12 protein-coding genes and 4 tRNA genes are annotated in these 15,328 nt (G+C 34.1%); 3 read left to right on the top strand and 13 right to left on the bottom strand.

The window, feature by feature from the left end:
* Positions 1–45: 45 nt before the first annotated feature.
* The 4 genes from porK to RM51_RS14440 form a co-directional block, all read right to left on the bottom strand.
* The gene (gene porK, locus RM51_RS14455) at positions 46–1,464 is read right to left on the bottom strand and encodes a T9SS ring complex lipoprotein PorK/GldK (RefSeq protein ID WP_039371008.1); all 1,419 of its coding nucleotides are present in this window, start codon (positions 1,462–1,464) and stop codon (positions 46–48) included.
* Positions 1,465–1,572: 108 nt separating this feature from the next.
* The gene (glmS, locus tag RM51_RS14450; protein WP_039371005.1) at positions 1,573–3,426 is read right to left on the bottom strand and encodes a glutamine--fructose-6-phosphate transaminase (isomerizing); all 1,854 of its coding nucleotides are present in this window, start codon (positions 3,424–3,426) and stop codon (positions 1,573–1,575) included.
* Positions 3,427–3,454: 28 nt separating this feature from the next.
* On the bottom strand, positions 3,455–5,065 hold the full coding sequence (locus tag RM51_RS14445) for a DUF4270 family protein (protein ID WP_039371003.1): 1,611 nt from the start codon (positions 5,063–5,065) through the stop codon (positions 3,455–3,457).
* A 12-nt stretch (positions 5,066–5,077) separates the two neighbouring features.
* A complete protein-coding gene (locus tag RM51_RS14440; RefSeq protein WP_039371000.1) occupies positions 5,078–5,848 on the bottom strand; it encodes a glycogen/starch synthase in 771 nt (256 codons plus the stop codon).
* 170 nt (positions 5,849–6,018) lie between these two features.
* Between RM51_RS14440 and panC the strand changes: the two genes are divergently transcribed.
* Complete coding sequence (gene panC, locus RM51_RS14435) at positions 6,019–6,867, top strand: pantoate--beta-alanine ligase (RefSeq protein WP_039370997.1); 849 nt, start codon at positions 6,019–6,021, stop codon at positions 6,865–6,867.
* A gap of 158 nt (positions 6,868–7,025) precedes the next feature.
* Here panC and RM51_RS14430 read toward each other — a convergent pair.
* From RM51_RS14430 to RM51_RS14415, 4 genes are all read right to left on the bottom strand, one after another.
* Positions 7,026–7,098: transfer RNA gene (locus tag RM51_RS14430), tRNA-Lys, on the bottom strand.
* 179 nt (positions 7,099–7,277) lie between these two features.
* Positions 7,278–7,350, bottom strand: a tRNA-Lys gene (locus RM51_RS14425).
* Positions 7,351–7,422: 72 nt separating this feature from the next.
* Positions 7,423–7,505, bottom strand: a tRNA-Leu gene (locus RM51_RS14420).
* A 35-nt stretch (positions 7,506–7,540) separates the two neighbouring features.
* A tRNA-Lys gene (locus RM51_RS14415) sits at positions 7,541–7,613 on the bottom strand.
* Between the two features lie 114 nt (positions 7,614–7,727).
* Here RM51_RS14415 and RM51_RS14410 point away from each other — a divergent pair.
* The gene (locus RM51_RS14410) at positions 7,728–8,243 is read left to right on the top strand and encodes a shikimate kinase (RefSeq protein WP_039370994.1); all 516 of its coding nucleotides are present in this window, start codon (positions 7,728–7,730) and stop codon (positions 8,241–8,243) included.
* 23 nt (positions 8,244–8,266) lie between these two features.
* Here the strand turns inward: RM51_RS14410 and RM51_RS14405 are convergent, their stop codons facing one another.
* Positions 8,267–8,704, bottom strand: a complete 438-nt coding sequence (locus RM51_RS14405; RefSeq protein ID WP_039370991.1) for an RNA-binding S4 domain-containing protein — start codon at positions 8,702–8,704, stop codon at positions 8,267–8,269.
* Between the two features lie 58 nt (positions 8,705–8,762).
* Here RM51_RS14405 and RM51_RS14400 point away from each other — a divergent pair, with 58 nt between their 5' ends.
* On the top strand, positions 8,763–9,509 hold the full coding sequence (locus RM51_RS14400) for a hypothetical protein (RefSeq protein WP_039370989.1): 747 nt from the start codon (positions 8,763–8,765) through the stop codon (positions 9,507–9,509).
* Positions 9,510–9,561: 52 nt separating this feature from the next.
* On the opposite strand, the gene RM51_RS14395 is transcribed toward RM51_RS14400, so the two are convergent.
* The 4 genes from RM51_RS14395 to RM51_RS14380 form a co-directional block, all read right to left on the bottom strand.
* The gene (locus RM51_RS14395) at positions 9,562–11,079 is read right to left on the bottom strand and encodes an FMN-binding glutamate synthase family protein (protein WP_039370987.1); all 1,518 of its coding nucleotides are present in this window, start codon (positions 11,077–11,079) and stop codon (positions 9,562–9,564) included.
* 53 nt (positions 11,080–11,132) lie between these two features.
* Positions 11,133–12,479, bottom strand: a complete 1,347-nt coding sequence (gene mtaB, locus RM51_RS14390; RefSeq protein WP_039370985.1) for a tRNA (N(6)-L-threonylcarbamoyladenosine(37)-C(2))-methylthiotransferase MtaB — start codon at positions 12,477–12,479, stop codon at positions 11,133–11,135.
* 67 nt (positions 12,480–12,546) lie between these two features.
* Entirely contained in the window at positions 12,547–13,137 is a 591-nt protein-coding gene (locus tag RM51_RS14385; protein ID WP_039371115.1) for a DUF1572 domain-containing protein, read from the bottom strand.
* A gap of 86 nt (positions 13,138–13,223) precedes the next feature.
* The gene (locus tag RM51_RS14380; protein WP_039370982.1) at positions 13,224–15,320 is read right to left on the bottom strand and encodes a T9SS type B sorting domain-containing protein; all 2,097 of its coding nucleotides are present in this window, start codon (positions 15,318–15,320) and stop codon (positions 13,224–13,226) included.
* Positions 15,321–15,328: the final 8 nt, after the last annotated feature.

Raw genomic sequence — 15,328 nt, 5'->3', positions numbered from 1 at the left:
AGTTAGTTTTTTTTAATGTTAGTGTAAATTAAGTCTTTCCGGTTTTTATCTGTTTATTTTTCTTGGCTTTACAGCAGCTTCAGGAATATCCTGTACTGTTCTAAATCCAATATAACTTCTTGCAGAATCTTTTCTTTCCCAATCTCTCATACCTGTCATCAACATATACCCAACATCTTTCCAAGAACCTCCTCTTACAGATTTTCTAGTATCAGATTTATCTTTAGTAGATGGGTTAAGCGTAGAAGTAAATACTGCAGATGAGTTATTATATCCTGACTCTGTCCATTCAGCAACGTTTCCAGCCATATCAAATAAACCGAAACCATTTTTTCTAAATTTCTTTACCGGAGCAGTGTAAGTATAAGTACCTTTTTTATCATCCTCCATATAGTTACCTCTTTTTGGCTTGAAGTTTGCAAGATAACAACCTCTGTCATCCATTAAATAAGGACCTCCCCAAGGATAAGTAGCATTTGATTTTCCACCTTTTGCAGCATATTCCCATTCAGTCTCGTTAGGTAAACGGAATTTCAAAGGTCTTTGCTTTCTTCTTTTTAAACTTTCATTGTAATCAGATTTCAATTTAGATCTAAAGTTACAATAAGCTCTTGCTTGATCCCAAGTTACCCCAACTACAGGATAATCTTTGTAAGCTTTGTGCCAGAAGTATTGTTCAAATAATGGTTCATTATAAGTAAAGTGGAAGTCTTTTACCCAAACCGTAGTATCAGGATAAATGGCAATACTTTCTCTTTTTAAATAGTTCGCTCCTCTTGCATTATCAGCAATAGCAGCGTCCATATCTCCCCATTGATAAGTGTATTTTAATTTACTTACATCTAGAAGTCTTTCACTTCCAACTCTTGAAGAAGCTGGTAAGTACATAGATTCTAAAACTTCAGCATATTCTACATCCGGATACTTTGTAGTATTCCAATGTAAAGGAATTTTCCAATCTAATTTCTTGCTTGCATCGTAACTTCCTTCATCAGCTCCTCCTTGTCCTTCTAAATATTCTTGATATGGTGTTAAATTATCTTCTTTTTTAGCTAGGTAAGCATAGTCTCCTATGGCAGCTCCTTTTCCTCCGCCATCTCCGCCTTCACCTGCAGCTTCTGCAAGTAATGTTCTAGCGATAGAGTCTCTCACATAATTAATAAACAGTCTGTATTCCGCATTCGTAGTTTCAGCTTCATCCATGAAGAAAGAAGAAACCGTTGATGTTTTCAACGCTGATTTTTCTGGAGAGTTTGTTGGGTCTTGATCTGCCATACCCGCTATAAACGAGCCTGCAGGAATCGCAACCATACCATATGGTCTTTCCGCAACAAATGATTTTGCTTTTTCTCTTGGTATCAATTCTCCTTTCGTTCCTGGTTTCCCTACAGAAGAAGTACCACCACCTGAACAAGATACCGACGCTACTGACGCAGACAATAATAAAAGAAATATCCTTTTCATGTTAATTTTTATAATTAAGCCGTAAATATATAATTTTTTTAAGAAACTTTTAAGATTTTTTTTGAAATAACGGAATAAATCTAAATTTATTTTATTTACACCAAATTTTTATTCCACAGTTACAGATTTTGCAAGGTTTCTTGGTTGGTCTACATTCGCTCCTCTATACACTGCAATATAGTATGCCAATAGCTGTAATGGCACTGATGCAACGATTGGTGAGAAACATTCTGATGTTTCAGGGATTTCAATAACATAATCAGCCATCGCACTTACTTGAGTATCTCCTTTATTAACAACAGCAATAACTTTCCCTTTTCTTGCTTTAATTTCCTGAACATTGCTTACAATCTTATCATAATGCCCTCTTTTTGGAGCAATGATAACAATTGGCATATTTTCATCAATTAATGCAATAGGACCATGCTTCATTTCTGCAGCAGGATATCCTTCAGCATGGATATAGGAGATTTCTTTTAATTTCAATGCACCTTCTAATGCTGCAGGATAATTATATCCCCTTCCTAAATATAAGAAGTTTGTAGCGTTTACAAAGTCTTTAGCAATATTTTGAACTAATTCATGTGTTGAACTTAAAACATCTTCAATTCTTTTAGGAATGGCCTCTAACTCGGCAATTAAGCTCATGAAATCTGCATTTCCCAAATTTCCGTTGTGTTTTCCTAATTTAAATGCAATTAAAGTAAGAATAGTTAACTGTGCTGTAAAAGCTTTTGTAGAAGCAACTCCGATTTCCGGACCAGCGTGTGTATATGAACCTGCATCTGTAATTCTTGCAATTGAAGAATCCACCACATTACAAATACCATATATAAATGCTCCTTTTTCTTTAGCTAATTTTAAAGCAGCCATTGTATCAGCAGTTTCTCCAGATTGAGAAATTGCAATTACCACATCTTTATCCGTAATAATTGGATTTCTATATCTGAATTCCGAAGCGTATTCTACTTCAACCGGAATTCTTGCATACTCTTCAATTAAATATTCTCCAATAAGACCTGCATGCCAAGAAGTTCCACAAGCGATGATTATAATTCTGTTTGCATTCTTGAACTTTTCAATATGATCCCAGATTCCCGCCATTTTGATCACTCCTTCATCTACAAGAAGTCTACCTCTCATTGTATCGTGTACAGATTTTGGCTGTTCGAAAATTTCTTTCAACATGAAATGCTCATAACCACCTTTTTCAATCTGCTCTAAACTCAACTTAAGTTCTTGAATCTCAGGTTCAATTTTAGAGTTCTCACTAATAGTTCGAATATCTACACCATTTTCCAATGAAATAGTCGCCATATGACCTTCTTCAAGATAAATAGCTTCCTTCGTAAATTCTACAAAAGGAGATGCATCTGACGCAATGAAATATTCTTTTTCTCCAATCCCGATTGCTAAAGGCGAACCTAATCTTCCTACAACCAAAACCCCTGGATAATCTTCATGCATTACCGTAATAGCATATGCACCATATACTTCATTAAGAGCATATCTTACCGCAGTAGGAAAATCTGTTTCAGTATTTAAATCCATAAAATATTGAATAAGATTTACTAAAACTTCTGTATCTGTTTCTGATTTGAAGGTAAACCCTTTTTCAGTAAGCATTGTTTTAATAGTATCGTAATTTTCAATAATACCATTATGAACAAGGGCAATTTTATCATTATTAGAAAGATGTGGATGAGAGTTTCTATCACTAGGAACTCCGTGTGTAGCCCAACGAGTGTGCCCCATACCAATTTTCGAAGTACCTTTTAAATTTTCAGAAATTCTTACTAGGTCATCAACTTTACCTTTTGTTTTCTCAACTTCTAATTTATTATTTCCATCTTCTAAGACAATCCCAGCACTGTCATACCCTCTATATTCCAATCTTCTAAGACCGTTGATAACAATATCATACGCATCCTGAAATCCTGTATATCCTACTATTCCGCACATAGTTTATTTTTGTGTTTTTATTTGTATTTTATTTTTTACTGCTTACAACTTTAAGTTGTATTTTGTATTGATTATTAGATGGATCATTACCAATGAATATAACTCTATCTGTAGTAAACGCTCTATTAGTATATTTATATCCTAATGAAACCCCTGAAGAATTAGCAACAAAGTCTCCCAAATCAATTTTAAAATATTTATCCTTATTATCTATCCCAGCCTCAACAATATCCTTTATAGATTTTGTAACTGTAAAATCATAATATGTAGGATTCTTATCAATGTCATATGTTTTATATCGAGCAAAATTTATAGACCCACTTAAATTTAATAAATCTGTAGTAAAAGCAGTCGTCTCTTTTCCATTACTATCTTTATCTTTTTGAACAATCGTAAACAAGCCAGGTTTCACATATTTGTTATTAAAATTTGAATAATTAGGATTCCAAGTTGGATCTGTGTAAATTCTAATTCTAGCACCAATAATAGCAGTTTTGTTATTTTGATATAATTTCTTCAAATCATTAATAGTAGTTTCTGGAATTTTAATCCCAATTGAGGGTCCCCCCATTCCTTGAGTATACAATCTTGCATCACCATTTACTTTATCTCCAATCACAGCATCTTCAAATGCTTGTGTTCTATCATATTCATAGTGACCAATATGGGTATTAGCAGCTCCCATAGTAAATTTATACGTGGATTGGGGTCTTGTAGTTGTTCCATTCTCTACCTTATCATTCTTATAATACATAATCAGCTCTATATCATCTGGATTAAATTGGAATAAATATCCGTCACTTTCAGTAACAGAAACCCTTAATCCTTTAAAATATCTGATAAAGTTAGAAACATCTTTAAGATCAGCAGAGCTTGCTTTATCTACAATTTTAGTTTGAAAAAAAGTAGCACTTAAAGGAATTCTTACTCCTACAGCTGAAGAAGTGTATATTGACGTTGCATCAGAATCTTTAGTAATAGTTACACTATTTACATTTCCATTAAATATCTTGCTTCCTAATTCTGGTGAATAATATTTATAATCAGTGTTAGAATATGCTATATCATTCTGTCCATTTAAGAAATCTTCAACTTCATGTACTTTAATTGTAAATTGTGGAGTTGATCCATTAATTTTAGCTTTACCATATTTATATGCAGGATAAGTATTTACTACCTTTTTAGCCGCAACATTTCCATCTGGAGAAATATAATCCTCATTCGTTGTTGTTGTTAGAGAATCTGTTGCATATGTTGGCTTTACAACTAACACTACAGAATCTACTGTTGCATTTGTTCCAAAATCCGGAGTATAAGTTGGTAAACGTACCTGCGTAAGATAAGATGCCCTTTGCATTCCAAACTGACTTTCTGTAAAGGCTCCTAATACAGCTTTTCTGGTAAAACTGCTAGTAGAATTATATACCTCATACATTGAGCCTGCATCACTACGAATACTATCATTATTATCGATATTATAAGCTATAACATCATAAGATACCTCATCTCCTTGAGCTGCTCCATCTAAAAACAATTGTTCACCTAAAGCATCTGTTTCTGGTTCACAATTGTATAGTATTACACTTCCAAAAATCGCCATAAACAAAATGGCGAAAGTTCTTTTAATAGTATAAATCATTAAAATGTGTTTTTAATAAAGTTGATTAATAGAATCTACATCAAGATACTCTGATTTTGATGTGTCAGTTTCATTGAAAGCTTTGTCTAGTTCTTCGTTTAGGAACTCATCTCCTTTTACGATTGAATCAACATAATTCATGCTTTCAATTACAACATTCTGAATTGTCGGATTCTCTAACGCCTTTAAACCGGAAATATTATCAAACTTAAGTTTTTCCTCAATATTATTACTCAATGCAGCATCTTTCTCATTGTATAAAGAAAGAATGATTTTTGCATCTTTGAAGTATGCATCCGTTTCGTAATAAGTTTTCAAATAAATAGGAACGAAAGAAGACATCCATCCATTTAAGTGAATAACATCAGGAACCCAGTTTAATTTTTTGATGGTTTCTATCACTCCTCTTGCAAAGAAGATTGCTCTTTCATCGTTGTCATCAAAAGGATTTCCTTCGTCATCGAAATAATATTGTTTTCTTTTAAAATATTCTTCGTTATCTATAAAGTAAACCTGAAGTCTTTCTCCAGGAAGAGAAGCTACCTTAATGATAAGAGGTTGATCTAAATCGTTGATAATAATATTCATTCCTGAAAGACGAATAACCTCGTGGAGCTGAAACTTCCTTTCACTTATTTGTCCAAATCGTGGCATAAAAACTCTTACATCATTGCCCTCATTGTGCATCTTAAGCGCCATTTTGTTTACCACTGTTGCTAAATTTGTATCTTCCTGATAAGGGTACATTTCTGTGGTAATGTACAGTATCTTTTGATTCGGCATAAACTTCTATCTAATTTTTGTAAAAATGCTTTAATGTGCAAAATTACAAAAAAACATCCAACATTATTTTAATTAACATTTTTTTACGATAATTCCCTTTCCCAAATTATCAAAACCAGTAATAATATATGATATTTTTAGTATTTTTGAAATACTATTATAACGAACTTATGGAAGTTTTAAAAAATAAAAAAACGCTTCAGGATTTCATTGAAAGACAGAAAGAAATGGGAAAAAGAATCGGCTTTGCACCTACTATGGGAGCCCTACATAAAGGACACCTTTCTTTGTACGAAGAAGCCCGAAAAGAAAATGATCTTGTTATTTCTTCAATTTTTGTCAATCCAACTCAATTTAACAACCCTGAAGATTTAGAAAAATATCCTAGAGATGTTAACCGAGACATTTTGATTTTACAAAATTCAGGATTAGTAGATGCTGTTTATATTCCTGAAGTAGCAGATATATATCCTGAAAAAACAGAAAGCCAACATTATGACTTCGATGGATTGGAAAATGAGATGGAGGGAAAATCACGCCCAGGACATTTTGATGGGGTAGGAACAGTTGTTGAAGAGCTTTTCAGACAAATACAACCTGACAACGCTTATTTTGGTGAAAAAGACTTCCAGCAGTTAGCTATTATCAAGAAAATGGTTGAAAAGAAAAAACTCCCTATTAAAATCAAAGGAGTTTCAATTTATAGAGCAGAAAGCGGTTTAGCACTAAGTTCTAGAAATCAAAGACTACACGAAGACAGAAAAGAAGCTTCTAAAATCATTTATGAAGCTCTAAAAAAGGTAGATAGTTGGTCCAAAACAACTACAATACCTGACATCAAAGAGAAAATACAGGAAATTTTTGACCAACAACAAGGTATGCAACTCGAATATTTCTTAATTGCAGATGAAGAAACCTTAAAAGAGACTGATTTTTTTCACGAAGACAGAAGCTACAGAGCCTTCATTGTTGTTATTGTGGATGGTGTAAGATTGATTGATAATATGCACTTATCTTAGAAAAACAGAAAATAAAAATTGCGTTACTTTTTAAGTAGCGCTTTTTTCTGCCTTAACACTTCATCTTAAAATAAAAAATCAAAGGCTTCTTGCGAAGCCTTTGAAACACCAAATCACAAAATATTAATATGAAAAAAATTTACTTTTCAGTAAACTTGTGACCCGGCTGGGATTCGAACCCAGGACCCATACATTAAAAGTGTATTGCTCTACCAGCTGAGCTACCGAGTCGGTCACTTATCTACAAATACATTTTGAAAAATGCTTTTTGCTTTTTAAGCGGTGCAAATATACAATATTTTTTGTTTTTGCAAAATTTATTTTTAAAAATCAAAGGCTTCTTGCGAAGCCTTTGAAACACCAAATCACAAAATATTAATATGAAAAAAATTTACTTTTCAGTAAACTTGTGACCCGGCTGGGATTCGAACCCAGGACCCATACATTAAAAGTGTATTGCTCTACCAGCTGAGCTACCGAGTCGGCCACAATTGTAGTGATAAATATAAAAATAATTCTAATAAATCACATCAATTATTTCAATTTTCTGCAGTGTGCCTGCGACTGGACTCGAACCAGCACATCCTTAGGAAACCACCCCCTCAAGATGGCGTGTCTACCAATTTCACCACGCAGGCAATAAAATTACAAAATCCAGTAATTTTCTTGCTTGTGACCCGGCTGGGATTCGAACCCAGGACCCATACATTAAAAGTGTATTGCTCTACCAGCTGAGCTACCGAGTCGGTCACTTTATTATCGATAAACACTGTGATAATGTCCCTCGTTTTTAGTGGTGCAAAGATATGAGTTTTTTCTTTATCTCAAAACTTTTTCGCAAATTTGTTTAAAAAAAATTCATGATAATTTCACTTGTTGGATACATGGGAAGTGGCAAATCTCACATTTCCAAAATATTAAGCGAAAAACTAGATTTTAAATTAATTGACCTCGATAAAGAAATTTCTCGGAGAAATAAATTAACAATCCCTGAAATCTTCGAGAGAAAGGGCGAAATTTACTTTAGAAAGCTAGAAAGAGAAACTTTAGAAGAGATTTTGGCTTCTGAAGAAAATGTGATTTTAAGCCTTGGTGGAGGAACTCCGGTTTATTATAATAACATGGAAATTATTAATCACAATTCAAAAAGTGTGTTTTTGAGGGCGTCTGTTGCGACTTTATCAGAGAGACTTTTAAAACAAAAAGAAAAACGCCCTTTGATTGCTAATATTTCTGATGAAAATCTTGCCGAATTCATTGCTAAGCATTTATTTGAAAGAAATGATTTTTACAATAAGGCACAAATCAGTGTAGTTACTGATTCCCGAGAACCGGATGACATTGTTAACGAAATAATAGAAAAGCTCTATCTCTAGAGCTTTTTTGTTTTTAAGTACAATTAATCTTCATTTTCTGAATCCTCACCAGTTTCACCAAAGAAATCATCCCAATCTGTAAAATCTGATGCTACATCATTTTCTACATAATCATCCATATCACGTCGGTCTTTCTTCGTTGGTCTCCCCTCTCCTTTAATTCGGTAGTAATCCTGAGACATTTTACGCATTTTTAATAATTCGTATTGGTCATTATCCGTCACATCTTTTATATGAAGTGGAACTAATTTTGCGCCTATTCTACTTTTAGGAATCTGAATTACTTTAATTTTATAATCAATCTGATTTTTACGGATTTTTATCACATCACCTTCCTTCACCTCTTTAGAAGACTTCACAACCGACACACCAATGGAAACTCTGTTTTTTTTAATCTCCTCAGTAGCAATGGTTCTGGTCTTATAAAAACGAATGCTCCATAAAAATTTATCTATTCTCATAATTTTTTATACTTTTGTCGTTATATTATTTGTAAAGTAATTAAAAGTTTTTTTAAAAATGAAAAAAATATTTTTATATATCCTTGCTGGTGGCCTATGTTTTTCCGCATGTAAAAAAGATGATGAAGTAGAAACTTTCGTAGAACCTACTGATATTAATGTCAGAAATTCTTACGATGAGCAGGCTATTCAAAAATTCATGAATGAGAATTATTTAGATTCACAAGGAAATATAAAAGCATTCAGCAGTACAGATGCAGCTGATGACAATGAGAAAAAATTATCTGAACTAAGTCCTCAAACACTTCCTTCAGGCGTTATTTATATTGTTAGAAATGGTGCTCAACCTTCACCCGGAGCAGCAATCGAAACAAATTCTACAGCGACTAATGCAACTCAAATCAAAACCATGATAAGAGCTAATTATTATTTTGCTACAGAAAGTGATGGAAACGTTAGTTTTGCATCGTCAGGTGCAATTTTAAATACTATTGATGGTAATGGTTCTCCATTTACAGATCCTACTTTTTATTATGTAAAAAAATCAATGTTAGATGCTGCAACAACAGACGCTGCAAAACAAAGAAAATATTACGAAATTGAAGGTTTTCAAGAAGGCTTGAAACAATTCAATGGATTTGAAAACACAGCAAATGGAGCTCCCTATAATTTACAAGGTGTAATTATAGTTCCTTCAAAAGCGGCTTTTGCAAGAGATAGCAATTACTATGGTCTTCAAAATGCATGTTTAATATTTAACTTCCAAATCTACGATGCCAAGGTAAGACCGGCAGATCAACAATAAAACAAAAAAAGCGCTTCAAATTTGAAGCGCTTTTTTATTTACTTTTCTAAAATTAAGACCTTGCTTTCTGTTTTACATTTCCTAAAATATCCGGGAAATACAAATCAGCCAGGTGATCAAATTCATCTCCTCTCATAAACATCGTTGCATCAACTTCTTCGTAAGAACTTCTTCCTGCTGCCGCGATTAATTCGTTACAAGTATGAAGTGTATTTTTATGGAAATGATATACTCTTTCTGCTTTATCAGTCACATCAAGCCCTTTAATTAGCATTTTATCCTGAGTAGCAACACCCGTTGGACAATTATTGGAATTACATCTTAACGCCTGAATACATCCCAGTGAGAACATAAATCCTCTTGCATTATTACACATATCTGCTCCCATTGCAATAGCTCTCAAAATATCCAGACTTGTTAAGACCTTTCCACTAGCAATGACTCTTAATCTATCTCTTAAATTATAATTCTTAAGTGTTCTGTTCACAAAAATTAAAGCAGGTTCTAAAGGCATTCCTACTCCATCTGAAAATTCCGGTGGTGCAGCTCCCGTTCCTCCTTCGGCTCCATCAATCGTAATAAAATCAGGATAGATTTTCAATACATTCATCTGAACACATACGTCTTCGAATTCCTTAGTATCACCAATACATAATTTAAAGCCAACTGGTTTTCCTCCTGAAAGGTCTCTTAATTGCTGAACAAATCTCAACAAACCTGCAGCATCGGAAAATGACGAATGTGATGGCGGAGAAATAACTGTAACCCCTGGTGTGACGTGGCGGATTTTCGCAATTTCAGGAGTATTTTTCACTCCCGGTAAAACACCTCCATGACCAGGCTTTGCTCCTTGAGATAATTTTATTTCAACCATTTTCACATTAGACATGGTTGAATATTTTTTAAATAATTCAGGGTTAAATTTTCCTTCTTCATCACGACATCCAAAATATCCCGTCCCTATTTGCCAGCAAAGATCACCTCCTTCCAAATGGTGCGGTGAAATACCTCCTTCACCTGTATTGTGATAGAAATTACCTTTTTTTGCCCCTCTATTTAATGAAATCTGCGCTCTATCGCTTAATGCTCCGAAACTCATTGCAGAAATATTGAATAAAGAAGCGTGATAAGGCTGAGTACATTGTTCACCTCCTACCCAAACTCTTGGAAGTTCTTCTTTTGGTGATTTTGCGTAAATGGAATGCTTAATTCCTTCATATTTTCTATGATTAACTTCAAGCTGAGTTCCGAAAGCTACGGTATCACTCAGGTTTTTAGCACGTCTGTATACTGCGGAACGCTGATTTCTGGGAAACGGTTTTCCATCTGTTTCTCGTTCGATGAAATATTGCTGCATTTCGGGCGAAATACTTTCGAAAAAGTATCTGAAATAGCCCAAAACAGGGAAATTTCTCAAGATAGCATGTTTCGATTGATAAGCATTATAAACTCCTAATGCATAAATCGCGGATAACAGCGTCGGTATCCAATAATGTGCTCTTATTAGTATCGCTACAATCCACGTAGCAATAACTAATACAATCCCCCAAGATAAAAACTTATCTCTCATGAATGTCGTATTTAAAAGTTAAAAATAAATTTAGTAGAAATTTTGCAAAGAGACTATGCTTTTGCTAAAAAACTTTCGTAAGAAGATTGCACAGAAACCGTGCCATCTGACAGGATTTTTTCTAAATTCAAGAATTCGATTTGATTTACAGAAGCTTGATCAAAATCTTTCTGGACTCTCACATAATTTTCTGTGAAGCCAAACATTTTTCCATCTTTATTTTCATGCTCCCAAAGAACCGGAAGCGTTTTCCCCAGTTGGGTTTGATAGAATGCCATCTTTTTCTTTTCAGATAAGATTCTAAGCATTTTATTACGTTTTTTTCTTTCAGGAATCGGAACTACTCCTTCCATTCCTACCGCCTCAGTATTTTCTCTTTCAGAATAAGTAAATACATGTAAATAGGTGATCGGAAGTTCATTAAGGAAATTATAGGTTTCCATAAATCTCTCCTCAGTTTCTCCAGGAAAACCAACGATTACATCTACACCAATAGCAGCATGAGGCATTACCTCATGAATTTTGTTTACTCTATCATTATAAAGCTTCGTCAAATAACGACGCTTCATTTTTTTCAATAAATCATCACTTCCCGATTGTAACGGAATATGAAAATGCGGAACAAAACTTTTACTTTTTGAAACCAACTCTATACTTTCGTCTTTCAGAAGATTGGGTTCGATAGAAGAAATACGGATTCTTTCGATTCCTTCAACCTGGTCTAATTCTGAAATTAAATCTAAAAAAGTATGTTCGTGTCTTTTGTTTCCAAATTCACCTTTACCATAATCACCGATATTTACACCTGTAAGAACAATTTCTTTGATGTCTTTTGCAGCAATTTCCTTGGCATTTCTCAATACGTTTTCAATAGTATCGGAACGAGAAATCCCTCTTGCTAAAGGAATTGTACAGTATGTACATTTATAATCACAACCATCCTGAACTTTCAGGAAAGCTCTGGTTCTGTCACCTATTGAATAACTTCCGATAAAGAAATCTGTTTCTTCAATTTCGCAAGAATGAACAATACCTTCGCTTTCAGATTTTTCTAAATCGTCAAGATAGCTTAAGATATTGAATTTTTCTTTCGCTCCTAAAACCAAATCAACGCCTTCAATCTGTGAAATTTCCTCAGGTTTCAATTGCGCATAACATCCAACAATGACTACTAAGCCTTCAGGATTGGCTTTCATAGCTCTTTTCACGTGAAGTTTACATTCACGATCAGCATTTTCTGTTACTGAGCATGTATTGATTACATAAATATTTGCCTTATCATCGAAACCCACCTTATCATACCCTGCATCTGTTAATTGACGGGCAATAGTAGATGTTTCCGCAAAATTTAATTTGCAGCCAAGGGTGTGAAATGCGGCAGTTCTTTGAAAAGTTGACATTTATGTACTCCTGATTTTTGTGGATGCAAAGATAGTAATTTTAATATGATTTTTAAATTGATTCAATCTATTGCTTAAATTCATCTCTTACTTCGGGACTATTTTGATAGCAAACGGGCGAAGAATTGGAATTAAAATCATTTTCGGGAAATTTATTTTTCATGTCAGTATTAAATTCCTGAGACTTGTTTCTGGCAATAGAAAGTGTCTTCCAGTTATCATTTTTCATCATTTTAGAAATATAGACGATCTGCCCGATATGATAAGGATAATGCGCCAACTGACGGAAAACAGCGTCTACCACTGAATGTGCTTCACCTCTTATGTAAATTGTTGAATTTAAATTTTTATCATTTATTTGACTCAATGCATTAAATAAACATTCCCAACCTTTCTCCCAATATTCTAAGACTTCATCTTTTGTTTTAAAAGTATTTACAAATTCTTCATCTCGGTTTCTCCAGGATTTTTCGCCGTCTTCTATCAAGAAATTCGTCCATCTTGACAGCATATTCCCAGCAATATGCTTTACAATCACCGCTATTGAATTACTTTCTTCATTGAACTGCCAGAAAACCTGCTCATCAGAAAGTTGTTCAAATGATTTGTCACCAAGCATTTTATAATACTCAAAACGTTTTATGAATAGATCTTTCATAAGCATTAATTTGAATAACTAATTTAAAGATTTTACAAATAAAAAACCGCCATTTTCATGACGGTTTTATTCTATTTTCAATTTAATTATTCTCTATTTTTCACCAATACCCATCCTGTATATTTGATAGGTGTATTCTGTTTACTCGGTTCATTCCATGTTATAGAATACCAGTAATTTCCTGTTGGTACAGCTTTATTTGATGAAGTACCATCCCATTTATAATTATTAAACTTATCTGCCTGGAAAATTTTATTTCCGTACCTGTCATAAATATTAAATACCAAATTTTGTTTGCTTGCCAATGCGGAATAATCAATTACATCATTGATTCCGTCCCCATTTGGAGTAATAGCATTAATTAAATTCGGAACAACAATAGCAACATCTACAGGTTCACAGTTATAAGCGTCTTTTACATAGATGGTATGATCACCTCTCTTCACATTGGTAAAGATATTGGAATCCTGCCAGTTAATTTTATCCATCGAATATTTATATGGTGACGTACCTCCTGTAACATTTATCGTAACTGTAGTCGTAGAAATGTCAACACTTACCACCACCGGTTCTTCGGAAGCACGTACTCTCACTGTTTGTGTGGCAATACATTCTCCTTTTTTCAGTTTTACCCAATAAACTCCAACACTTACATTAGCAATTGACTGTGTAGTTTCTCCTGTACTCCATTCATATCCGTCAAATCCAGATCCAGCATCAAGAGTTGTTTTATCTTCAATACAAATCGTTTTATCTTTTAAAACGGATGAATAAACTGCCGGAATTATCGACAATGTTATTTTAGCAATCCCATAACAACCATTCCCATCTGTTACTTTTACATATGCCGCACCTTCTGCTGAAATATACGCTAAAGGAGTCAGTATTTCATTGGTTCCATTAATTGCGTTAGCTACAGAAGCATAATATTTTTTAGTAATACCTGTCTGTGTGGTTACTGATACGGTTGTCAGATTAAAATAAGCCATTTTAGGATTATCTTCTGATGCGCAAGCCCTTAAAGAAGCATCATTCACAATCACTTCCGGATAAAATTTGAGTGTAATTACTGCTACAGTAGAACATCCCTGTGAAGTTTTTATCGATGCATACACCACACCTTCTGCCGATAAGTACTGATTAGGATTAGTAATCGGTGATGTTCCGGCGTTCAAATCAGCCATTGTCTGATAATATTTAATCGTCACATTCGATCCACTGAAAACATTAGCAGTTGTCAAATTAAATGTTCCTTTCCCCGATTTATAATTATTACATGCATATAAGGTAACATTATTACCTGTTATTCCACCTATTTTAAACTTAAATACGCCAGTCTGCCTACAGAAGTTGATTGGATTATTAGGATTTGCAGGATCTAAATAATGGATACTATAATAATAAGTCATCGTAGTATACACCAATTGAGGAGCCAAAATAGGATTCGCTCCGGAAAGAGCATCATTTTGAGACGTATGATATGTTATCACAAAATTAGGATTTCCATTAAGAATTCCTGCAGTTAATGTACTGAAATCAAAAATAGCAGGACTTGCACAAATTAAAATTTCTCTCGGATCATTTGGATTTGCTGCTGGAGTTCCCGGAGGAGTAAATGGCTGTAGCTGCAAAGTCGGATCGGTAAAAGGAGAAGCCAAAGTAGCCGTTCCACCCCAAGTTAAAGAAAACGGAGCAACCGTAGTACTTCCTGCTCCTACCCAGTTATCTATATACAGATAATAAGTTTGTCCGGCTACAACGTTCATATACATACAGTAAGGCGTAGGAGAACCTCCTGCAGCACTGGTAATTGTACTGGTCATATTTAAACCTGTAGATGCACCTACCCCAATTACAGTAGCTGCATTACAACGAATTGGAGATCCTAAATTTCCACAAGAAGCATTAGGTCCATAAATTGCCCAGTCATAATCTGCTCCCGGATCAGTCGGAACCAAATCAAAAGTAAGTGTTCCGCTGGTAGCAATAGTAAGTTTATACCATATTGAATTATGTTCGCCGGTTGTTAAACAACCTCCTAAAGTTTCATTAACCGAACCTATTCCTGTAGGGCTGTAAGTAATACTTGAGTTTCCACAAACAGACAATGCTGTGGAACAATCTGCCTGAGAAAAATAAGCTTGTGATAATAATAAAAGAAATAATAGTAGAGTTTTTTTCATTATCAATT

Origin of the sequence: Chryseobacterium taiwanense (assembly GCF_000813825.1) — a bacterium.
Classification (GTDB): domain Bacteria; phylum Bacteroidota; class Bacteroidia; order Flavobacteriales; family Weeksellaceae; genus Chryseobacterium; species Chryseobacterium taiwanense.
The sequence above is the reverse complement of the archived record's forward strand: the minus strand, read 5'-3'. Positions and strand labels throughout refer to the sequence as shown.